Genomic DNA, 22395 nt, shown 5'->3' on the forward strand with positions numbered 1-22395 from the left:
GAAAATCAAAAATTGTTTTTGATGTTCGATGCTGTGAGTGCCCACACAGATTGCTTGATTCAAATTGTTAAAGAGCGACGCAACAGTGTGTTGCTGCGGGAGTGGAATTCTACTCAACCGCCTTCTCGAGTCAAGCCTTATTTTCAAAGGCTTTTCGAGGTTATCGACGAGGTTGTTTGCGTTGCCGCTTGCCCTGTCGATGGAGGCGCATTATAGGGAACAGATTCTTTCTGGCAAGGCTAAACTGCATGTTTTTTTGATAAAACTGCACAACCGTTCAAACAACAAACAAAAAGAAGAGAATTTGAACTGAATCACACATTCTTGAGGCAGATGACCGTCAAGTACCCCTCCCCTTCAACTCATATAAGCCATTTCGGATTGTTGACGCGCCAGCCAAAGCTCTTCCATCTCCAGCAAGGTTTGATAGATTTTCTCCGCCTGCTCTGGTCGGCTGAACAGATATCCCTGTCCATACAAGTGGATATCGGTCAGGGATCGCAGTACATCCAACTGGGCCTGTGTCTCAATCCCTTCACACACCAGACTCTTGCCCAGCATCGACCCCATCCGGCAAATATTGGCGACCAGTTCGGATGCCTCCATTGAAGTGTCAATGCCCTGTATAAAGGAGCGGTCGATCTTCACCTTGCTGACCGGTAACTTTTGCAGATAACTCAAAGATGAATAACCAGTCCCAAAATCGTCTAATGCCAGCAGTACCCCCTGCTGATTGAGATCCTGCATCAGTTGCAGCGAGTTCTTCACTTCGCGCATGGTGGTATCTTCCGTGACCTCCAAGACAAGGCTGCGGGCAGGCAGGTGGTGCTCCATCAATGCCTTGGCCACCAGTTTGAGCAAATTACGCTGGTACATGCCTGGCGAGATATTCACACACATTTGCAGATCAACCATACCAAGCTGGTGCCACTGATAGAGCTGCTCGCAAGCTGTGTTCAGCACCCAGCTCCCAACCCGTTCGGCAAGCTGGAACTCCTCAGCCACCATGATCACTTCGTTTGGCGGAATGAAGCCAAGTTCCGGATGCCGCCAGCGCAGCAGAGCCTCGACAGCTTCACAGCGGCCACTCTCGAGATTGACGATGGGTTGGTAATAGAGTTCCAACGCATTGTGTTCCAGCGCCATGATCATGTCCGACGCCAGATGTTTGCGCCGCGCCGTCTCGTTGAGCAGGGAGTTATCGTAAATCACATAGGGAACATGGGTCTTGCGACTATGGAACAGGGCCTGTTCCGCACGACTCAACAACTCCTGAGTCTTGTCGCTGTCCATCGGATAGAAGGCAATGCCGATCCCGACTTCGAGCCGGAAGGGATAGTTGTCATAGACGATATCTTGCTTCAGCGCATGCAGCAGTCGTGCTACCAGCTCCCTGACCTGACGCAGATCGCTGCTGCCACGCTGGATAATGGCAAATTGATCCCCCCCAAGACGTCCGCTCCACTCCCCCTCTTCACAGAGCACTCTGATCCGGGTGGCAAACTCACAAAGCAGATAATCACCGGTGTCATAGCCAAACTTGCTATTGATATCCCTGAAGTCGTTGATATCGACCAGCACCAGTCCAAACGGCACTTCCTGTGTGGCGTACAGCTCCATCCGCTCCAGCAGAGCAACCCGATTGGACAACCCGGTCAGCGGATCCCGTCTGGCCGCTCTGAAATGACGACGCCCTTCATATATAAGCAGCATGCTGAGCAGCAGCACTGACATGACCAGACCGGATACCATCAACAACAAGGCATTGCGCAATTGGCCAAAATGGCGATCGTTCTCGGAATAGACGTTGATGTTCTTCTGCATCACAGAAGCGAGGGAGTAGGAGAGCGGCTCTTGCAGCGGGGCAAGGCGCATCATGATCTGCTGATAGTCAGATGCCCCGCTTTGCAACTTGGTGATGTCGGGCTCTATTTGGCGAATATTGGTTTCAATCAGCTGCACCAGACGCAAGGTTTTCTGCTTGTCCTGCATGCTCTTGCGCAGCTGGCCGCTCAACAGGATGGGCGTTCTGCTCCAGAGAATGTCATAACGCAGCATCAGGGTGTCATGATCAATCCCACCATAGTGATAGACCTCTACCGCATTGAGGAAACGACCGAGCTCCAGCTGCAACTGCATCAGCGCCCAGGAGACATCATAGGTGTATTTCTCCATCGCTCTGGTCGCATTCTGAATCTGCATCAGGCAATAGAGGGTGCTCCCGGTAAACGACAGGATGGATACATACAGAATGACGAGCAGTGGCCACGCCCTGGTCTTTCCTTTCACCCCATGCTCCCGTGCGGTTTTTATCAGTGCTGAATGTCTATCAAATCCAGCTGCCAAATCATCATGTCGGTATATTCGGATCGCTTCAATTCCGGATATTGATCAAGAGGCAGCATAAACCAGACCGGCCCCTTGTCACGCACCCGCATGACAGCGCCGTTGTCTTCCCATGCGAGTATGGGCTCGTATTTGGCAACCTTGTCCCATTCAATGCGGATCTGGAAACTGTTCAGTGCCGTCAACGTAATGGTCTTGCCATCCGCACCGACTGCAGTCAATACATCGGCCAGTTTTGGGCCTCTGTAGGTGTGCGGCTTATCCACCCACGGGTTGCCGGTCACTATCTCATGTTGCGGCAGAGCCTGCAGTTTGGCCAGATCAAATAACACCTTGCCATCAACTTCGTCTGCCGACCTGATGTTGCCACCCACTTTCAGGATCACCGGCCCAGTCAGCGCCTCAGCAGCCATCACCGGCATGATGATCAATGAACACAGTAGTGTCAGCCAACCAAACATTTTCATATAGCCCCCAGATTTGCTGTCTCAACAGACTCAGTTTAGCCAGATATAAAAAAACGGCTCGCCTTGAGCGAGCCGTTTGTCAAACAGAGCAAGGGGTATGATTACATCATGCCCATGCCACCCATGCCGCCCATGTCAGGCATTGCAGGGGTATCTTTCTTCGGCAGTTCGGTGACCATGCACTCGGTGGTGATCATCAGACCGGCGATGGAAGAGGCAAACTGCAGGGCGGAACGGGTTACCTTGGTCGGATCCAGAATGCCCATGGCCAGCATGTCGCCATACTGTTCGCTGTAAGCGTTGTAACCGAAGTTGCCCTCGCCGTTCTTCACTGCGTTGGCAATGACGGAGGCTTCTTCACCGGCGTTGATGACGATTTGACGCAGCGGGGCTTCCATGGCGCGCAGGGCAACCTTGATACCGACGTTCTGGTCTTCGTTGTCACCGCGCAGACCAGCCAGTTTGGCTGCAACGCGAACCAGCGCGACACCACCACCGGCAACCACACCTTCTTCAACCGCGGCGCGGGTAGCGTGCAGGGCATCTTCAACACGTGCTTTCTTCTCTTTCATCTCGACTTCGGTGGCTGCGCCAACCTTGATCACGGCAACACCGCCAGCCAGCTTGGCTACGCGCTCTTGCAGCTTCTCACGATCGTAGTCGGAAGAGGTCTCTTCGATCTGCTGACGGATCTGGGCAACACGACCTTCGATCACACCGGCATCACCCACGCCATCGATGATGGTGGTGTTCTCTTTGGTGATGACGATGCGCTTGGCACGACCCAGATCTTCCAGAGTCGCTTTTTCCAGCTCCATGCCAACTTCTTCAGAGATGACGGTACCGCCAGTCAGTACGGCGATATCCTGCAGCATGGCCTTGCGACGGTCACCGAAGCCCGGCGCCTTGACGGCAGCCACTTTCACGATACCGCGCATGGTGTTGACCACCAGAGTGGCCAGCGCTTCGCCTTCTACGTCTTCGGCAACAATCAGCAGCGGCTTGCCAGCTTTGGCAACGCCTTCCAGCACCGGCAGCATTTCGCGGATGTTGGAAACTTTCTTGTCAACCAGCAGGATGAACGGGTCGTCCAGTTCAACGGAACCGGTCTCTTGCTTATTGACGAAGTAGGGGGACAGGTAGCCGCGGTCGAACTGCATACCTTCAACAACTGCCAGCTCATCTTCCAGACCCTGACCATCTTCAACGGTGATGACGCCATCGCGACCCACTTTGTCCATGGCTTCAGCAATCAGCTTGCCCACTTTCTCATCGGAGTTGGCGGAGATGGTGCCCACCTGAGCGATGGCATTGCTGTCAGCGCACGGCTGGGACAGCGCTTGCAACTCGGCAACAGCAGCCACAACGGCTTTGTCGATACCGCGCTTCAGATCCATCGGGTTCATACCGGCGGCAACGGCTTTCAGACCTTCGTTGACGATGGCCTGAGCCAGAACGGTTGCAGTAGTGGTACCGTCGCCGGCGGCATCGTTCGCCTTGGAAGCCACTTCCTTGACCATCTGGGCGCCCATGTTCTGGAACTTGTCTTCCAGCTCGATTTCGCGCGCAACAGACACACCATCTTTAGTAATGGTCGGGGCGCCGAAGGACTTGTCCAGCACCACGTTGCGGCCTTTCGGGCCCAGAGTCACCTTGACGGCATCAGCCAGGATGTTTACGCCTTCCAGCATCTTGATGCGGGCTTCGTTACCAAACTTAACGTCTTTAGCTGCCATTTTTCTTCAATCCTTAAATCAATTCGGGGAAAAGGAGGATGGATTACTCTTCGACAATCGCCAGGATGTCGGTTTCTGAGAGGATCAGGACGTCCTGACCATCCAGCTTCTCGGTCTTCACACCGTAGCCTTCGTTGAAGATAACCTTGTCACCAACCTTCACGGCCAGCGCTTTGACTTCGCCATTATCCAGGATGCGACCAGTCCCCACGGCAAGCACTTCACCACGGGTGGACTTCTGGGCCGCAGTACCAGTCAAGACGATACCGCCGGCAGATTTGGCTTCAGCTTCGATGCGCTTGATGATGACGCGGTCGTGCAGTGGACGAATTTTCATCGATAACTCTCCCAAAATGAGTCTCATTGTTGCTTTGAGGAATGGCCGTTCCAGGCCAAATTAGATATGTCCCTGATGTGGGGCAGAGTTGCTAACCCTTCAAGGGCAAATACAAAAAAAATTTTTTCACGTACTATAAACATCTTCGATGGTTCAGCCATGTCCGCACCCTGGTGCAAGGTCGGTTCAAGCCGCCCGTTTTCGATGCCAGAACCTTCAAAGCCAGCTGTAGAGACGAGCCCTTGACCCGCACCAACCCCATGTTGACAGCCCCTATTCCGGTCGTACTGCGCCAGATGACGGGCCCCATGATCTTCGGCATCATCGCCATTCTTGCCTTCAATCTGGTCGATACCTTTTTTATCGGTATGCTGGGCACCGAAGCTCTGGCCGCCATCAGTTTTACCTTTCCTGTCACTTTTGTGGTTACCTCGCTGGCGATGGGATTGGGCGCCGGATTGTCAGCGGTGATCGGTCATACTCTGGGGCAGGGCAAACACGATGAGGCAGCCCATCTCGCCACCGACAGCCTGTTTCTGGCGGTGATCATGGTGGCCCTGCTCTCCGCGGGGGGCGCTCTCACCATCAAGCCTCTGTTTACCCTGTTGGGGGCCAGTGCCGAGCTTATCTCCCTCATCCATGACTACATGCTGATCTGGTATCTCACCGTCCCCATGCTGGTGCTGCCCATGGTGGGCAATGCCGCCATCCGGGCGACCGGCGATACCAAAACCCCCAGTCTGGTGATGGCCGTAGCCGGGCTGGTCAACGGGGTACTGGATCCTCTGTTGATCTTCGGTATCGATCCCTTTCCCGAATGGGGGATCCGCGGGGCCGCCATCGCCACCTCTATCTCCTGGTTGATGGCAATGCTGGTCAGCCTCTATATCCTGCGTCATCGGGAGGGCTTGCTGCTGTGGCGCCTCTCGCCGCGGGCCCGGTTGCTATCCCACTGGCGGGCGTTACTCCATGTCGCCGTCCCAGCCTCTTTTACCAATATGCTCAACCCGCTGGCCAACGCAGTGCTGATGACGATTTTCGCCGGTCTAGGTACAGAAGTGGTGGCGGCTTACGGCGCCGCGTCGCGGGTCGAGGCGCTATTGCTGATTGTGATGATGGCGCTCGCCTCCGTACTGGCCCCCTTCATCTCGCAAAACTGTGGCGCCGGCAATCCGGCCCGCGCCAAAGCTGCACTGCAGAGCTGCATGAGTTTTGCGTTGCTTTTCCAGCTCGCCATCTATGGCCTGACCTGGCTACTGGCGCCACTCATCGCCAACCTGTTCAGCGATCATCCACAGGTCATTCGCCTCATCATTCTCTATCTGCATCTGGTGCCGATCGGTTACGGCTTTCAGGGCATGGTGATGCTGCTGGCCTCGGCACTCAATGGCGTGCGAGCATCCAGTATCTCGTTTTTGTTCAACGGATTGCGGCTGTTTGGTTTTCTGTTGCCAGGAGCCTGGCTGGGAGCAAAGCTGGGAGGAGAACAGGGGATATATCTGGGGATACTGCTGGCCAATCTGGCGGCGGGCACCCTAGCATGGTGGTATGCCCGACACCGCTTCGAGGCCTTGTGCCATCAGGGTAAACCCTGATTCAGTCACTCACCTCGGTTTTCGTCTCGTCGATTACTCTTTACGCTCAAATTCGCCTTCGATGGTTGTGCCGCCCTGCTTGGCGTTCCCCAGATGATCATCGGACGGTGCGTTGCCAAACGGGGATTGAGTACGCTGGAAACCACCCATCTGCATCCGGAACTGGCTGCTGCCGATCAGCTTGTCAGCCAGTTTGTTGCGCAGCCAGGGTTGCAGCAACAGCACACCGAAAATGTCGGTCACGAAACCCGGGATAATCAGCAGCAAGCCGGCCAACGCCAGCATCATGCCCCCCATCACCTCGCGACCCGGCATCTCGCCCATCTGCATCTTTTGCTGGGCGCTGAACAGGGTCTTGATCCCTTCACTGCGCACCAGCGAGGAGCCCAATACAGCAGTCAGAATGAGCAAGCCGACAGTCGGCAGCGCCCCGATTACCGAGCCGACCTCGATCATCACGGTGAGCTCCAGCACAACCAGACCCACCAACAACAAAAACAACTTGCCCATATCCACTCCAGCACCGGTAAATTGAGAACAAGTGGCGCCCATCCAACGATGGCCGGAGGCGATTTTGCCGCCCCGTCATCACCACTTTCTGCCCTGAATAAATGGGGGCAACCCCCCTCTTTTCAAGTTGGTCAACTGACTCCTACGTCATCAGCAATCTAAAAAACCAGCAAAAAGTCACAAAAATTTATAAAAATCATCATGATAAAAACTTCATAACATATGTGTACTTTCCTCAAAGTAATTTGAAAATGTCGCAAATTTAGTGATCCACCTCTAATAACCGATACCTCAATTGGAGTAGTATATTGATTAGTTTTTCGGGAGGTCATTCTCCCAACCGCCCCACTCGATGTGTGGTGCTTCAGGATGAGCTGTGCGCAAGGAACTCGCGACCACTCGGTGAGGATTTTTCCATTTATCTGATTTCTGAGGCATTACAATGAGCGACATCAAGAACGTCCGCATTGAAGAAGACCTGCTGGGCACCAAAGAAGTTTCCAATGATCTCTACTACGGTGTGCACACCCTGCGCGCTGTCGAGAACTTCAAGATCAGCTCTCAGAAGATTTCTGACGTTCCGGAATTCGTCCGCGGTATGGTGCTGACCAAGAAGGCCGCTGCGCTGGCAAACGGTGAACTGGGTACCATCCGTCCTGAAATTGCTGACAAGATCGTAGAAGCCTGCGACCTGATGCTGAACACCGGCAAATGCTTCGACCAGTTCCCGGTCGACGTTTACCAGGGTGGTGCCGGCACCTCCGTCAACATGAACACCAACGAAGTACTGGCCAACATCGCCCTGGAAATCATGGGTCTGGAGAAAGGCCGTTACGACGTCATCAACCCGAACGACCACGTCAACAAGTGCCAGTCCACCAACGATGCCTACCCGACCGGTTTCCGCGTTGCTGTGGTCAACAGCACTGACGTGACTCTGCACGCGCTGGAGCACCTGATCGCGGCATTCGATACCAAAGCGAAAGAGTTCAAAAACATCCTGAAGATGGGTCGTACCCAGCTGCAAGATGCGGTTCCGATGACCCTGGGTCAGGAGTTCCACGCGTTCGCAGTGACCCTGCGTGAAGAGATCAAGTCCATCAAGCGTTGCCAGGAGCTGCTGCTGGAAGTGAACCTGGGCGCGACCGCCATCGGTACCGGTCTGAACACTCCGCCTGAGTACTCTGCACTGGCCATCAAGCGTCTGGCCGAGATCACCGGTCGTGCCTATGTACCGGCAGAAGACTTGATCGAAGCGACCTCAGACTGTGGCGCCTACGTCATGCTGCACGGCGCCATCAAGCGTCTGGCCATGAAGCTGTCCAAGATCTGTAATGACCTGCGTCTGCTCTCCTCCGGCCCGCGCACTGCACTGAAAGAGATCAACCTGCCAGAAATGCAGGCGGGTTCCTCCATCATGCCAGCCAAGGTCAACCCGGTTATCCCGGAAGTGGTCAACCAATCCTGCTTCAAGGTATTCGGTAACGACATCACCATCACCTTCGCCGCCGAAGCCGGTCAGCTGCAGCTGAACGTCATGGAGCCGGTGATTGGTCAGGCGATGTTCGAATCCCTGAGCCTGATGGAAAAAGCCTGTATTTCCCTGCGCGAGAAGTGCGTGGAAGGTATCACCGCCAACCCGGAAATCTGCATGAATCACGTGCTGAACTCCATCGGTATCGTGACCTACCTGAACCCCTTCATCGGCCACCACGAAGGGGATATCGTCGGCAAGATCTGTGCCCAGACCGGCAAGAACGTCCGTGAAGTCGTTCTTGAGCGTGGCCTGCTGAGCGCCGAGCAGCTGGACGAAATTCTCTCCATCGAGAACCTGATGAACCCGCAATACAAAGCCAAGCGTTTCACCCGCGAAGCTGCCGTATAAGCGAGTGTGGGCCGGGATCTTCCCGGCCCATAAAGTCAGTTCCCGATTGGTCTTTATCCCCAGCCCGATCGGGAATTGGCTTTTTGCCAAATAAAAACCAAAAACTAAAAAATGGAGTTATCGCTATGATTGGAATCGAGTTACTTGTCGTGCTCGCCGCTATCTATCTGGGGGCCCGGATAGGCAGCATCGGCATCGGCTTTGCCGGTGGTCTGGGGGTACTGGTATTGACGTGGGGTCTGGGCATGCCCATCCCGAGCGATCAACTGGTCAGCTACATCCCTTGGGATGTGATCATGATTATCGCGTCCGTCATCTGTGCCATCGCCTGTATGCAACTGGCTGGCGGGATGGACTATCTGGTCTTCCTGGCAGAAAAAGCGCTGCGCAAGAACCCCAAATACATCACCTTCGCCGCCCCGGTGGTCACCTACCTGATGACCATGCTGGCCGGTACCGGTCATACCGCCTTCTCCACCCTGCCGGTGATCGCTGAAGTGGCCAAAGAGCAAGGGATCCGCCCATCCCGTCCGCTCTCCATCGCAGTTGTCGCCTCCCAGATCGCCATCACAGCTTCCCCGATCTCTGCCGCTGTGGTTGCCTTCTCCGGCATGCTCGAGCCGTTTGGTGTTGATTATCTGACCCTGCTGGCCATCTGCATCCCCTCTACCTTCCTGGCCTGTATCCTGGGCGCCTTCATTGCCAACATGATGGGCAAGCCGCTGGAGCAGGACGAAGTCTATCTGGAGCGCAAAGCCAAGGGCCTGATCAAACTGCGTGGTACTACCAAGCTCGAGATCAAGCCGTACGCCAAACTGTCGGTCTGGATCTTCATCGCCGCCATCGTTGCTGTCATGGCTTATGCCACTGCCATCTCCGGTAAAGTGGGCCTGATCACCAACCCGCCGATCCCCCGTGACGGTGCCATCATGGGCATCATGCTGGCAGCAGCCACCATCATGACTCTGGTGTGCAAACTGGACGCCACCCAGGTCACCAACATGCCGACCTTCAAGTCCGGTATGTCCGCCTGTATCTGCGTACTGGGTGTGGCCTGGCTGGGTAACGTCTTCGTGAAAGGCAACATGGACACCATCCAGCTGATCGCTGGCGACCTGCTGAACCAGTACTCCTGGCTGCTGGCTGTGGTGCTCTTCTTTGCCGCCATGCTGCTCTACTCACAGGGTGCAACCACCAAAGCCCTGATGCCTGCTGCTCTGGCACTGGGTGTCAGCCCGCTGACTGCGATTGCCTCCTTCGCAGCCGTGAGCGCCCTGTTCGTACTGCCGACCTACCCGACCCTGCTGGCCGCGGTAGAGATGGACGACACCGGCTCCACCCGTATTGGAAAAGCGGTGTTCAACCACCCCTTCTTCGTACCGGGCACCGCCACCATCGCCATCGCCGTGGCACTGGGCTTCTTCTTCGGCGGCATCCTGCTGTAATCCTATCGTCTGCCGATCGCCAAACAAAAAATCCCCGCCAGTTGGCGGGGATTTTTTTATCTCTTTACTCTGTGCTTGGCTGTCTGGCAGCGAGAGACCTGACGTCTTACCCGGATGGCTCAACCACGGCGACAGCAGACACCACATCAGCGTGCCAGCAGCGCTATAACCACCGCTGCCGGATTGCAGGAGCGATAGGCCACCATGGTACTCACCACCACGCCAGAAGGCGGGATCCGTCGGATCAGACCGGATCCAGAGTATCCAGCGGCCAGCGCGGCACGGCTTTGACCGCCAGCGGTTCGAACACGCCCGCTTTCAGGCGCTGCATACCGGCATAGGCAATCATGGCGCCGTTATCGGTGCAATATTCAGTGCGCGGATAGAACACCTCGCCCTTGAGGCTCTCCATCAGCTCGGCCAGCTGGGCACGCAGATGACGGTTGGCACTGACGCCACCGGCGACCACCAGACGCGTGAGACCGGTCTCTTTCAAGGCTCGACGGCACTTGATGGCCAGGGTATCAACCACCGCATCTTCAAACGCCCGAGCGATATCGGCACGGGTCTGTTCATCATCACCATTGGCGGCGATGGTGTTGGCTGTGAAGGTCTTGAGGCCGGAGAAGCTCATGTCGAGACCGGGACGGTCAGTCATGGGACGGGGGAAGTGGAAGCGCCCCTTAGTGCCCTTCTCGGCCAGACGGGAGAGCAGCGGACCACCCGGATAGTCCAGCCCCATCAGCTTGGCGGTCTTGTCGAACGCTTCGCCAGCGGCATCGTCGATGGATTCGCCCAACAGCTGATAGCTGCCGATGCCGTCAACCCGCACCAGCATGGAGTGACCACCGGAGACCAGCAGCGCCACGAAGGGGAACTCGGGGGCCTTTTCTTCCAGCATGGGAGCCAGCAGGTGGCCTTCCATATGGTGGACGGCGATAGCAGGCTTGTTCCATGCCATCGCCAGCGAACGGCCAATGGTCGCCCCCACCAGAATGGCGCCAACCAGACCCGGACCCGCGGTATACGCGATGCCGTCGATGTCATCTTTGCCCAGTCCCGCCTCTTGCAATGCGGCCTGGATCAACGGGATCGTCTTGCGAACATGATCCCGGCTGGCGAGTTCGGGGACAACGCCACCGTAGTCCGCATGCAGCTTGACCTGGCTGTATAACTGATGGGAAAGGATCCCTTTTTGATCGTCGAAGATCGCGATCCCGGTTTCGTCACAGGATGTCTCTATGCCCAATACACGCATTGCTAAAAAATTTCACTGCTAAAATGAGACGGCTATGGTAACCTTCGCGGGTTTTTTAAACCAGAGCGATCTCTGCGGGTTTACTTTCATTCCCTGTCCAGAGTATAATTTCGCACCATTTTAAGACATGCTGATCGATTGAAGGTCAGCTAACAATTTATCACTGAGGTGAAAGGCACATGCCAGTAATCAAAGTCCGTGAAAATGAGCCGTTTGACGTTGCTCTGCGTCGTTTCAAGCGTTCTTGCGAAAAAGCCGGTATCCTGTCCGAAGTTCGTAGCCGTGAGTTCTACGAGAAGCCGACTACCATTCGTAAGCGCGCCAAAGCGTCTGCTGTCAAGCGTCACGCCAAGAAGCTGTCTCGCGAAAACGCACGTCGTATCCGCCTGTACTAATCGGGAGATATTGCCGTGTCTCTGAAGGATCAACTCAAGGATCAGCAAAAGCTCGCCATGCTTGCCAAAGATAAGGCACGTCTGGGAGCGATCCGCTTGTTGATGGCAGAAATCAAGCAACGTGAAGTCGATACCCGTATCGAGCTGAATGATGAGGATATCCTCGCTGTCGTGACCAAAATGGTCAAACAGCGCCGCGATTCCATCAGCCAATTTGAAGCTGCCGGTCGCCAGGATCTCGCCGACAAAGAGTCCGCCGAGATCGTTGTGTTGCAGGAATTCCTGCCGCAACAGCTGACCGCAGATGAAATTACTGCCCTGATCGAGCAAGCAATCACTGAAAGTGGTGCTGCCGTCATGGCTGATATGGGCAAGGTCATGGCTGTCTTGAAGCCGAAAATTCAGGGGCGTGCCGATGTCGGCGCCGTCAGTGCTCAGGTGAAAACCCGCTTGGCGTAACAGGCAACTCTCTTGTTTGGTCGAAGAAGCCGTGCTTCCCTTGGAATGCGCGGCTTTTTTATTTTCTCCGCAATGAAACAGGACGGTTATGGCAGGCAGGATCCCCCAATCCTTTATCGACGATCTGCTCGTACGCACAGACATAGTCGAGCTGATCGACTCGCGAGTGCGGCTGAAAAAAGCCGGTAAGAACTACCAGGCTTGCTGCCCTTTTCATAACGAAAAAAGCCCCTCTTTTACCGTCAGCCAGGAGAAGCAGTTCTACCACTGTTTCGGTTGTGGCGCCCACGGCAACGCCATCGGCTTTGTCATGGAGTACGACGGTCTCGAATTTCCCGATGCCATCGAAGAGCTCGCCAGCATGCAAGGCATGCAGGTACCTCGCGAGCAGAGTATCGGCGGCTCGGCCAATAGTCAGCCCGCCGTTAGCAAGGATCTGTTCGAGCTGATGAACCAGATCGCCCGCTTCTACGAGAGCAACCTCAAGAGTGCTCCTCATGCGGTGGAGTATCTCAAAGGCCGCGGTCTGACCGGTGAAGTGGTCAAACGCTTCAACATTGGCTATGCACCGAGCGATTGGGATCAGGTGCGCCGCCGCTTTGGTACCAGCCGGGATCACGAGCTGTTGCTTATCTCGGGCGGCATGCTGATCACCCGTGACAATGGCCCGGGGAGTTATGATCGTTTCCGCGATCGCATCATGTTCCCGATCCGTGACAAGCGTGGCCGTGTCATCGGTTTCGGTGGCCGGGTGCTGGGTGATGGCACCCCCAAGTACCTGAACTCGCCGGAGACCCCCATCTTCCATAAAGGGAGGGAGCTGTTCGGTCTCTACGAGGTGAAGCAGGCACACAAGGATCCACGCCGGATCCTGGTGGTGGAAGGCTACATGGATGTGGTGGCACTCGGTCAGTACGACATCGACTATGCGGTGGCGGCGCTGGGTACTGCAACGACCAGCGACCATATCCACACCCTGTTTCGCACCACTGCCGAGGTAGTCTGCTGCTACGACGGTGACAACGCCGGTCGTGAAGCCGCCTGGCGCGCGCTGGATAATGCCCTCCCTCATCTGCAGGATGGCCGCGAGCTGAAGTTCGTGTTTCTGCCTGATGGCGAGGATCCCGACTCGCTGGTACGCCAGATCGGCAAGGAGGGCTTTGAAGCCCTGCTCGATCAAGCCCAACCGTTCGCCGACTTCATGTTCGAGCGTCTCGGCCGGGATGCGGCCCTCTCCGGTGAGGCAGGCAAGTTCGAAGTGGCCAACAAGGCCGCCGAGCTTATTCGTCGCGTTCCGGAAGGATTTACCCGCGAAGGGCTAATCACTCGTCTCTCCAGCATGATGCGTTGGGGCGAGAACAAGCAGCGCATCGCCGAGCTCTTTGCCCGCAACAGTCAGCCCAAGGCCGAGGTCAACAAACCCAAGGCAGCCAAGCTGACGCCACTGCGGCGTGCGCTGGCACTGATGGTGCAATATCCGGCAGTAACGGCTGAGCTTCCCCCCATGCCGGAATTGGCCGGGCTACGCGTACAGGGCATCAAGTTCCTGCTGCAACTGCACCAGCAAATCCTGGCACAGCCCGGTATCACAACCGGTATCCTGCTGGAACACTGGCGTGGTACCAAGGAGGGAGAGATCCTTGCTCAGCTGGCCATGCACGACCTGTTCGAGGAGATCAAACTCGATCAAGAGCCGGATATTCTGGGAGAATTGCAGGACACCTTCGTCGGCTTCATCAACCAGTTTCTGAAACAGCGGATCGAAGAATTGCAGGCCAAAGTGGCTCAGGAAGGACTAAGCTCCGAAGAAACCCAAGAGCTGATGATGCTGATAAGAGAGGTGCAAATTGAGAAAAGAAATGAGAGTGGGGCTTGATATTTGAGTGATTAGTCCCAATATGGATAACGTTGCCCGAATCGACGGGATGAAAAGCAAAAATTTTATAACCGCCTGGCCCCGACAATACTGCGGGCAGGGGTTTCTCATGACCGACGCCGCAACCAGACATAGCATGTCTGGCGGTTTTCTATTAGAATTGGCTATTTGCGCAGCAGCGCACTGTACGCGCAACCTAGCAACACCAACCGGATGAGTTCTATGGAGCAAACCCCGCAGTCTCAGCTTAAACTCCTCGTTGCCAAAGGTAAAGAACAGGGCTACCTGACCTATGCCGAGGTGAACGATCACCTCCCGCAAGACATTGTCGATTCAGACCAGATCGAAGACATCATTCAGATGATCAACGATATGGGCATTCAAGTGGTTGAAAACGCTCCGGATGCCGATGACCTTATCATGGCTGAAGGTGGTACCGCCGATGAGGACGCTGCCGAAGCAGCGGCCCAGGCTCTGGCATCTGTTGAATCTGAGATTGGTCGCACGACCGATCCCGTCCGCATGTACATGCGGGAAATGGGTACCGTCGAACTGCTGACCCGTGAAGGCGAAATCGACATCGCCAAGCGGATCGAAGACGGTATCAACCAGGTACAAAGCTCCGTAGCCGAGTACCCTGAAGCAATTACTTACCTGCTCGAACAGTACGACAAGTACGAAGCCGAGCAGCTGCGTCTCTCTGACATTATCTCTGGCTTTATTGACCCGAACGAAACTGAAGATATGGCGCCTACCGCCACGCATATCGGTTCCGAGCTCGGCGAAGACGATCTGGCCGACGAAGATGAAGAAGACGAAGAAGACGAAGACGAAGATGGCGACAGCTCTGACGACGACGGTGACGGTGGTCCGGATCCGGAAGTCGCTCGCGAGAAGTTTGGCGAACTGCGTGCCCAGTATGAAGTGACCCGCCTCTCCATTCAGAAGAATGGTCGCGCGCACGAAGATACCCAGGCCGCCATCGCCCAGCTGGCCGATGTATTCCGCCAATTCCGCCTGATGCCCAAGCAGTTCGATCGCCTGGTTAACAACATGCGTGAAATGATGGAGCGCGTCCGCGTGCAGGAACGCATCATCATGAAGCTCTGCGTTGAGCAGGCCAAGATGCCGAAGAAAACCTTCGTCGCGGCCTTCACCAACAACGAGTGTGAAACTGCCTGGTTCGAATACCAAAAGCAGGCTGGTAAAGCCTGGTCTCCCCGTCTGGTTGAAATGGACGAGGATATTCAGCGCGCCATCGGCAAACTGCAGCAGATTGAAGAAGAGACCGGTCTGTCGATCGCCCAGATCAAGGATATCAACCGCCGCATGAGCATCGGTGAGGCCAAGGCCCGCCGTGCGAAGAAAGAGATGGTTGAGGCCAACTTGCGTCTGGTTATCTCTATCGCCAAGAAGTACACCAACCGCGGTCTGCAGTTCCTGGATCTGATCCAGGAGGGCAACATCGGTCTGATGAAGGCGGTAGACAAGTTTGAATACCGTCGTGGCTACAAGTTCTCGACCTATGCAACCTGGTGGATCCGTCAGGCCATTACCCGCTCCATCGCGGATCAGGCCCGTACCATCCGTATCCCGGTACACATGATCGAGACTATCAACAAGCTCAACCGTATCTCCCGTCAGATGCTGCAGGAGATGGGTCGTGAACCGAATCCGGAAGAGCTGGCCATGCGCATGGGCATGCCGGAAGACAAGATCCGCAAGGTACTGAAAATCGCCAAAGAGCCTATCTCCATGGAGACGCCCATCGGTGATGATGAAGATTCCCACTTGGGCGACTTTATCGAAGATACCACCCTGGCTCTGCCAGCGGATGCGGCGACCAGCGAAAGCCTGCGCAACGCCACCCGCGAAGTGCTGGCTGGCCTGACCGCCCGCGAAGCCAAGGTACTGCGGATGCGTTTCGGTATCGACATGAACACTGACCACACCCTAGAGGAAGTGGGCAAACAGTTCGACGTTACCCGTGAGCGTATTCGTCAGATCGAAGCCAAGGCACTGCGTAAACTGCGCCACCCGAGCCGCTCGGAAGTGCTGCGCAGCTTCCTGGACGAATAGTCCTGACCCTGTGTCAAACTGCTCTGCCAAAGCCCCGCCATGCGGGGCTTTGTTTTGTCTGGCATTTACCCTTGCGACCCGCTTTGCACCCTCTATCGACCTGGACAATTAGTCGCCAAGTGGTTGATATGCCTATAGACTGCCCTTTCCTCTTCCCCTATAATCCACGCCGCTAAACGCACAATTTGGCCCCTTAGCTCAGTTGGTCAGAGCAGTCGACTCATAATCGATTGGTCGTGGGTTCAAGTCCCCCAGGGGCCACCAAATTGAAAAAGGCCGCTCATGATGAGCGGCCTTTATTGCATCTGCGGATCGAGCAATGTCCAGTGATGAGCTCGATGAGGTCATAGAAAAGACCCGCCATGGGCGGGTCTGGGCAGGGTCCGGATCAGGCGCCTCACTCAGAGACAAGGAACCTAATGCTGAGCCTCAGGTTTGCTCGTTGCTGCCGCTCTGGATGGATGAGCGACGCCCGGCGGGTAGCATCCGAGTAACCAGATTGCTGCGCTGACGCCAGGAGGTGAAGACGATGGCCAGCAGGTGCAGACCGATCAGCCCCTGTAGCGCCACCACGCACCACTCATGCCACTCGTCAGCCCCCAGTTCAAATCCCGTCTCGGTATTTTGAAACCAGCCGCTGCCAGCGGCGGCCAGCACAACCAGCCAGAGCGCCCACACGGCCAGCTTGCCGCTACCGTGATGACCCGGTGCCGGAGGCTGCCGCTCACGCATCTCGCGCGCTTGCTGGCGAAAATCCTCACCGCTGGGGATAAGGGCACCAAGGCGAGCGTAGCCACGGGCGAAAGTGAGCCCCCAGAGCAGACGCAAGGAGACCAGCCCAATGGCACCGTAACCCAGCCACTCGTGCCACTCCTCGCCCGCTTCGTTAACCCAGAGGTTGCCGATGCAGACCGCCGCCAAGCCCCAATGGGTCAGGCGAACCAGCGGATCCCAGCGAAAGGACTCACCCTTTTTGCTTGGCATATTTGTGGTACTCCTTCTTCAGGTCGTTGACCTTGGCCAGATGTTCGCGCGCCTTGGCCTCATCACCCGCCTTGAGTGCGGCCAGGCTGGCGTCCAGCTCGGTCTGTACCTCATTCATCCCTTCAAGAAATTTCTCTTTCTTGGCGGCCGGCATGTTCTTCTGCTTGGCTACATCCAGCTGGGCCTTCATCTCGTTGATGTGCTTCTCCATGGTAGCTGCATCATCAGCCTTGACGGCCTGCTTGTAGTTGAAGCCAATCTTCTTCATCGGCTGTTCCAGATCACCCGCCACGGCAGGCAGGGTCATCAGGCCAAACATCAGGGGCAGCAGCAGGGGGCGGACGGTTTTCAACATGGGATTTCCTTATATAACGACATGCTCGAATTGTTAGGGGTACTTATGAATCCAAACAAGAATTCATCACCAGCATGATGCCATGACTCATGGTGAAACGTTTGTGAAAAATGCTGTTTTTTGTGGCAAATAGTGACAGATATGCCGCGCTTGTTTGCGCTTGGTAACTGATTGAACGCAGGTGACGCGCACCATGAGGATGGTTGAAAGCGGTAAACAGGGACAAAAAACCCCGCCGTAGCGGGGTCTGAATCAGCTGGCCAATGGCTTGCGTCAGTTACTCCTGTTCGCGAGCAATGGCGCGCCAGCCGATATCCTTGCGGTAGAAGACGCCATCCCACTTGATGCGGCCAGCGAGCTGATAGGCACGCTGCTGGGCTTCTGCCACAGTGTGGCCGAGGGCGGTTGCGCACAACACGCGGCCGCCAGCGGTCAGGCTGGTATCGCCCTCCAGACGGGTACCGGCATGGAACACCTTCTCACCCGCCACTTCATCCACCGGCAAGCCGCTGATGGGGTGGTTGGTGCTGTAATCGCCGGGATAGCCACCCGCCGCCAACACCACGCCGATAGCGGCGCGGGGATCATAGATGGCCTCTTTCTGATCCAGCTTGCCTGCGCAAGCCGCCAGGCAAAGCTCCACCAGATCGGATTGCATCCGCAGCATGATGGGCTGGGTCTCGGGATCGCCGAAACGGCAGTTGAACTCGATCACCTTGGGATTGCCTGCGCCGTCGATCATCAGACCAGCGTAGAGGAAACCTGTGTAGACGTTGCCCTCGGCCGCCATGCCGCGCACCGTCGGCATGATCACCTGCTCCATCACGCGTCGATGTACCTCGGCGGTCACCACAGGCGCCGGGGAGTATGCCCCCATGCCGCCGGTGTTGAGGCCGGTATCACCGTCGCCAACCCGCTTGTGATCCTGACTGGTGGCCATCGGCAGCACGTGCTCGCCATCGACCATGACGATGAAGCTCGCCTCTTCACCCTCCAGAAACTCCTCAATCACCACCCGGGAACCCGCTTCGCCAAAGGCATTGCCGGAGAGCATGTCGCGCACCGCGTCTTCCGCTTCCTGCAAGGTCATGGCGACAATCACCCCCTTGCCTGCCGCCAGACCATCGGCCTTGATGACGATGGGGGCACCCTTCTCGCGCAAGTAGGCAAGCGCAGGCTCCACTTCGGTGAAGTTCTGGTACTCGGCGGTCGGAATGGCGTGACGAGCCAGGAAATCCTTGGTGAAAGCCTTGGAGCCTTCCAGCTGGGCAGCGGCAGCGGTCGGGCCAAAGATCGGCTGGCCGGCGGCGCGGAAAGCATCCACCACCCCTTTCACCAGCGGCGCTTCCGGCCCGACGATGGTGAGGCCGACCTGTTTCTCTTTAGCAAAGGCCAGCAACCCTTCGATATCGGTCGCCTCGATGGCGACGTTCTCGACACCCGGCTCAAGCTGGGTGCCTGCGTTGCCCGGCGCCACAAAAACGTGACGTACCAGCGGGGAGTGTTTGGCCTTCCAGGCCAGGGCGTGTTCGCGGCCACCGTTGCCAATGATCAGTACTTTCATCGTATCGCTCGCTTCTATTTGTGGTCACTGGACGGCCACCCGGGCCGTCAGTCAGTGGAAATAGTCAGTTGAAAGACAACAAAAGGGCCGCCATCGGCAGCCCCTGACCCATCAATGACGGAAATGGCGCATGTTGGTGAAGACCATGCACATGCCGTGTTCGTCGGCGGCGTCGATCACCTCCTGATCGCGCATCGAGCCACCCGGCTGGATCACGCAGGAGATACCGGCCTGCGCGGCAGCATCGATACCGTCGCGGAACGGGAAGAAGGCATCGGAGGCCATCACGGAGCCCGCCACGGTCAGTCCTTCATCCGCCGCCTTGATACCGGCGATTTTGGCCGAATAAACACGGCTCATCTGGCCTGCGCCGACGCCGATGGTCTGGCCATCTTTGGCGTAGACGATGGCGTTGGATTTGACGAACTTGGCCACTTTCCAGCAGAACAGCAGATCCTGCAGCTCGGCCTCGGTCGGCTGACGCTTGCTGACCACGGTCAGGTCGCCCAGCGTCACCATGCCGAGATCCCGCTCCTGCACCAGCAGGCCGCCGTTGACGCGCTTGAGGTCAAACCCTTGCGCCGGAGCCGTCCACTGACCGCATTCGAGCAGACGCACGTTCTGCTTGGCGGCGACCGCATCTCGGGCCTCCTGGCTGACGGTCGGGGCGATAATCACTTCGACAAACTGGCGGGCAACGATGGCAGCGGCAGTGGCGCCATCCAGCTCGCGGTTGAAGGCGATGATGCCGCCAAAGGCGGAGGTGGGGTCGGTCTGGTAGGCGCGATCGTAGGCACTCAGCAGGTCGCTACCGATGGCCACGCCGCAGGGGTTGGCATGCTTGACGATGACGCAGGCCGGCTCGTCGAACTCCTTCACACACTCCAGCGCAGCATCGGTATCGGCGATGTTGTTGTAGGAGAGCGCCTTGCCCTGCAGCTGGATAGCGCTGGAGACGGAACCCGGAGCAGCATGCTCTTCGGCGTAGAAGGCGGCAGCCTGATGGCTGTTTTCGCCGTAACGCATGTCCTGCTTCTTGATGAACTGGCTGTTGAAGGTGCGCGGGAAGCGGGACTCCTCGTCACCCTCCTTGTTGTCGCCATAAGAGGGCACCATGGTGCCGAAGTAGTTGGCGATCATGCCGTCGTAGGCAGCAGTGTGCTCGAAGGCGGCGATGGCCAGATCGAAACGGGTCGCCAGTTTCAGGCTGTTGCCGTTGGCATCCATTTCGCGAATAACCCGATCATAGTCGGCAGCTTTGACAACGATAGCGACATCTTTATGGTTTTTGGCGGCAGAACGCACCATGGTCGGGCCGCCGATGTCGATGTTCTCGACCGCATCGGCCAGGGTACAACCCGCTTTGGCTACGGTGGCAGCAAACGGGTAGAGGTTGACGACAACCATGTCGATGGGGGAGATAGCGTGCTGGGCCATGATGGCGTCATCCTGATCCCGACGGCCGAGGATACCGCCATGAACCTTGGGATGCAGGGTCTTGACCCGGCCATCCATCATTTCAGGGAAACCCGTGTAGTCGGAGACCTCGGTCACCGGCAGACCCGCCTCGCCAAGCAGCTTGGCGGTACCGCCCGTGGAGAGCAGGGCAACACCACGCTCGTTGAGTGCCTTGGCAAATTCCAGAATGCCAGTTTTGTCAGACACACTCAGCAGTGCACGGCGAATGGGTCGAGCTTGTTCCATCACACTATCGTCCTCAACATAACGGGGACCGTTCCATGGGAGGCGAGGCTCAACACAGAGAGTCCCCAAATAAATGGAAGTGGGGGATTTCGCAAACCACTCTCGCCCCGACATCCGGCAAAAGCGCTTTAGGAAATGCCCGCTTGGTGCGGCGCTCTGTTATGGGCGCGTATTCTACACAAAAAATGTGACCTGTGGTGGATTTTTTGAAACGGCAAAGCCTTATTTGGCGCGGAGTTAAACGTTTTCCACTTGATTCTCTCGAAACGTTTGCACTTTCAGTGTTTTATGGGAAAAAGGGTCGCCAGGAGATGTTTATCTGCCCCTTTTATGCCCTTGGCTGGCAATCCATGGGCAAAGGGGTGATAGTGGATTCCGGTTTTTGTGGCGGCATACATTCAAGGGGAGAGAGAGCATGTATCGGATCGGTGAACTGGCCAAGGCATGCGGGGTCAAGGCAGATACCCTGCGTTTTTACGAGAAGAACGGGCTTATCTCACCGGGGATCCGCAACGAATCCGGCTACCGCCTCTACAGCGAACAGGACAAGCGGCGGCTGGAGTTTATTATCCGCGCCAAGTCGGTCGGATTCTCGCTGGCCGATATCGGCGAGCTGCTCGACCTCGATACCAACAAGGCCAAAGTCACCTGTCAGGAGGTGAAAGCGGTGGCCGACACCAAGCTGGCCCAGGTGGAGCAGAAGATCATCGAACTGACCCGCTTTCGCGACAACCTGCGCGAGCTCTCCAATATCTGCTGCGGCGGCCCCCGCTCGGCGGAGCACTGTGCCATCCTCGAGACGCTGGAATCTGGCGCCCCGGCCCATCACGAGCATCACAGCCACGACCAGCATGACCCGGTTCATGGCTGACATGGTATGCCTGACTGAGCGTGCCTGGCTCAGTGTGACTGACTCGGCGCCGCCGACGCATTGCTCCGGCGGCGATTTGGTGACAAAATCGCCGCGTTTTTAACCGGTGCCAGTGCATCCGGTTGCCGGGCGCTCAGCTGAACAGGCGCCCGCAGCGAAAACCGCCATCCAGACACAAGAATCAACACACCAAGAGAAAAGAAGAGGAACCATCATGGCCAAAATTCGGGTCGACCAACCCGCCCTCCCCCGTGAGGAAAATGCGCAAGGGGGCAACTATGCCCATCAGCGCGGCAAGATAAAGGATAACCATCTGCACGCCCTGCTCTCCGATCCGCTGTTTCGCAGCCGGGTCGAGCGCAACAAGAAGGGCAAGGGGAGTTACCAGCGCAAGGCCAAATTTGGCAAGCGGTGGGAGCCCGGCCAACAGCAGATGATCAGCGTCTGCTGCTGAGCGGGCTTCTACCGACCATAAACAATCAGGGCGCCATTGGCGCCCTGATTGTTTTGACAGAAGAAGCGATTTGGC

General features: G+C 56.6%; 20 protein-coding genes and 1 tRNA gene. 11 read left to right on the forward strand and 10 right to left on the reverse strand.

Features of this window, described 5'->3' with window-relative positions; translation table 11 throughout:
* Window positions 1–216, forward strand: a 216-nt coding sequence (locus OKC31_RS10515) for a hypothetical protein (protein WP_257690737.1), incomplete at its 5' end; no start/stop codon positions are given.
* A 141-nt stretch (window positions 217–357) separates the two neighbouring features.
* On the opposite strand, the gene OKC31_RS10520 is transcribed toward OKC31_RS10515, so the two are convergent.
* The 4 genes from OKC31_RS10520 to OKC31_RS10535 form a co-directional block, all read right to left on the reverse strand.
* A complete protein-coding gene (locus OKC31_RS10520; RefSeq protein ID WP_005340581.1) occupies window positions 358–2289 on the reverse strand; it encodes a putative bifunctional diguanylate cyclase/phosphodiesterase in 1932 nt (643 codons plus the stop codon).
* A gap of 23 nt (window positions 2290–2312) precedes the next feature.
* Window positions 2313–2813 carry a molybdopterin-binding oxidoreductase gene (locus OKC31_RS10525; protein ID WP_185900135.1) on the reverse strand — a complete coding sequence of 167 codons (501 nt, stop codon included), beginning with the start codon at window positions 2811–2813 and terminating at the stop codon, window positions 2313–2315.
* 101 nt (window positions 2814–2914) lie between these two features.
* Window positions 2915–4549 (reverse strand): chaperonin GroEL, encoded by a 1635-nt coding sequence (gene groL, locus OKC31_RS10530; RefSeq protein ID WP_270656962.1) that lies wholly within the window; start codon window positions 4547–4549, stop codon window positions 2915–2917.
* Window positions 4550–4592: 43 nt separating this feature from the next.
* A complete protein-coding gene (locus OKC31_RS10535) occupies window positions 4593–4886 on the reverse strand; it encodes a co-chaperone GroES (RefSeq protein WP_005340573.1) in 294 nt (97 codons plus the stop codon).
* A 260-nt stretch (window positions 4887–5146) separates the two neighbouring features.
* On the opposite strand from OKC31_RS10535, the gene OKC31_RS10540 reads away from it, so the two are divergent.
* The gene (locus tag OKC31_RS10540) at window positions 5147–6481 is read left to right on the forward strand and encodes an MATE family efflux transporter (protein WP_247824168.1); all 1335 of its coding nucleotides are present in this window, start codon (window positions 5147–5149) and stop codon (window positions 6479–6481) included.
* A 33-nt stretch (window positions 6482–6514) separates the two neighbouring features.
* On the opposite strand, the gene OKC31_RS10545 is transcribed toward OKC31_RS10540, so the two are convergent.
* On the reverse strand, window positions 6515–6991 hold the full coding sequence (locus OKC31_RS10545; RefSeq protein ID WP_005340570.1) for an FxsA family protein: 477 nt from the start codon (window positions 6989–6991) through the stop codon (window positions 6515–6517).
* A 442-nt stretch (window positions 6992–7433) separates the two neighbouring features.
* Here OKC31_RS10545 and aspA point away from each other — a divergent pair, with 442 nt between their 5' ends.
* Complete coding sequence (gene aspA, locus OKC31_RS10550) at window positions 7434–8876, forward strand: aspartate ammonia-lyase (RefSeq protein WP_247823936.1); 1443 nt, start codon at window positions 7434–7436, stop codon at window positions 8874–8876.
* Between the two features lie 125 nt (window positions 8877–9001).
* Window positions 9002–10321: an anaerobic C4-dicarboxylate transporter gene (locus OKC31_RS10555; protein ID WP_021229055.1), complete on the forward strand. Its 1320-nt coding sequence runs from the start codon at window positions 9002–9004 to the stop codon at window positions 10319–10321.
* Window positions 10322–10565: 244 nt separating this feature from the next.
* On the opposite strand, the gene tsaD is transcribed toward OKC31_RS10555, so the two are convergent.
* The gene (tsaD, locus tag OKC31_RS10560) at window positions 10566–11579 is read right to left on the reverse strand and encodes a tRNA (adenosine(37)-N6)-threonylcarbamoyltransferase complex transferase subunit TsaD (RefSeq protein WP_005340567.1); all 1014 of its coding nucleotides are present in this window, start codon (window positions 11577–11579) and stop codon (window positions 10566–10568) included.
* A 179-nt stretch (window positions 11580–11758) separates the two neighbouring features.
* On the opposite strand from tsaD, the gene rpsU reads away from it, so the two are divergent.
* From rpsU to OKC31_RS10585, 5 genes are all read left to right on the forward strand, one after another.
* Window positions 11759–11974 (forward strand): 30S ribosomal protein S21, encoded by a 216-nt coding sequence (rpsU, locus tag OKC31_RS10565; protein WP_005309452.1) that lies wholly within the window; start codon window positions 11759–11761, stop codon window positions 11972–11974.
* A 15-nt stretch (window positions 11975–11989) separates the two neighbouring features.
* Window positions 11990–12433, forward strand: coding sequence for a GatB/YqeY domain-containing protein (locus OKC31_RS10570; RefSeq protein WP_270656963.1), 444 nt, complete (start codon window positions 11990–11992; stop codon window positions 12431–12433).
* An 88-nt stretch (window positions 12434–12521) separates the two neighbouring features.
* Entirely contained in the window at window positions 12522–14309 is a 1788-nt protein-coding gene (gene dnaG, locus OKC31_RS10575; protein WP_236323060.1) for a DNA primase, read from the forward strand.
* A gap of 183 nt (window positions 14310–14492) precedes the next feature.
* Window positions 14493–16388 (forward strand): RNA polymerase sigma factor RpoD, encoded by a 1896-nt coding sequence (rpoD, locus tag OKC31_RS10580; RefSeq protein WP_263718854.1) that lies wholly within the window; start codon window positions 14493–14495, stop codon window positions 16386–16388.
* A 187-nt stretch (window positions 16389–16575) separates the two neighbouring features.
* A tRNA-Ile gene (locus OKC31_RS10585) sits at window positions 16576–16652 on the forward strand.
* Between the two features lie 165 nt (window positions 16653–16817).
* Here the strand turns inward: OKC31_RS10585 and OKC31_RS10590 are convergent.
* From OKC31_RS10590 to purH, 4 genes are all read right to left on the reverse strand, one after another.
* Window positions 16818–17372: a cytochrome b/b6 domain-containing protein gene (locus tag OKC31_RS10590; protein ID WP_110304095.1), complete on the reverse strand. Its 555-nt coding sequence runs from the start codon at window positions 17370–17372 to the stop codon at window positions 16818–16820.
* Entirely contained in the window at window positions 17353–17727 is a 375-nt protein-coding gene (locus OKC31_RS10595) for a cytochrome b562 (RefSeq protein ID WP_005349056.1), read from the reverse strand. Before OKC31_RS10595 ends, OKC31_RS10590 begins: the two co-directional genes overlap by 20 nt.
* 277 nt (window positions 17728–18004) lie before the next feature.
* Window positions 18005–19291, reverse strand: coding sequence for a phosphoribosylamine--glycine ligase (gene purD, locus OKC31_RS10600; protein ID WP_005341242.1), 1287 nt, complete (start codon window positions 19289–19291; stop codon window positions 18005–18007).
* A gap of 111 nt (window positions 19292–19402) precedes the next feature.
* Entirely contained in the window at window positions 19403–20995 is a 1593-nt protein-coding gene (purH, locus tag OKC31_RS10605) for a bifunctional phosphoribosylaminoimidazolecarboxamide formyltransferase/IMP cyclohydrolase (RefSeq protein WP_040067541.1), read from the reverse strand.
* 415 nt (window positions 20996–21410) lie between these two features.
* Here purH and zntR point away from each other — a divergent pair, with 415 nt between their 5' ends.
* Complete coding sequence (gene zntR, locus OKC31_RS10610; protein ID WP_005341244.1) at window positions 21411–21866, forward strand: Zn(2+)-responsive transcriptional regulator; 456 nt, start codon at window positions 21411–21413, stop codon at window positions 21864–21866.
* Between the two features lie 214 nt (window positions 21867–22080).
* A complete protein-coding gene (locus OKC31_RS10615; protein WP_040067538.1) occupies window positions 22081–22320 on the forward strand; it encodes an alternative ribosome-rescue factor A in 240 nt (79 codons plus the stop codon).
* The last annotated feature ends 75 nt before the right edge of the window (window positions 22321–22395 follow it).

It is taken from the genome of Aeromonas sp. Y293-4 (assembly GCF_027705905.1).
GTDB lineage: Bacteria > Pseudomonadota > Gammaproteobacteria > Enterobacterales > Aeromonadaceae > Aeromonas > Aeromonas veronii.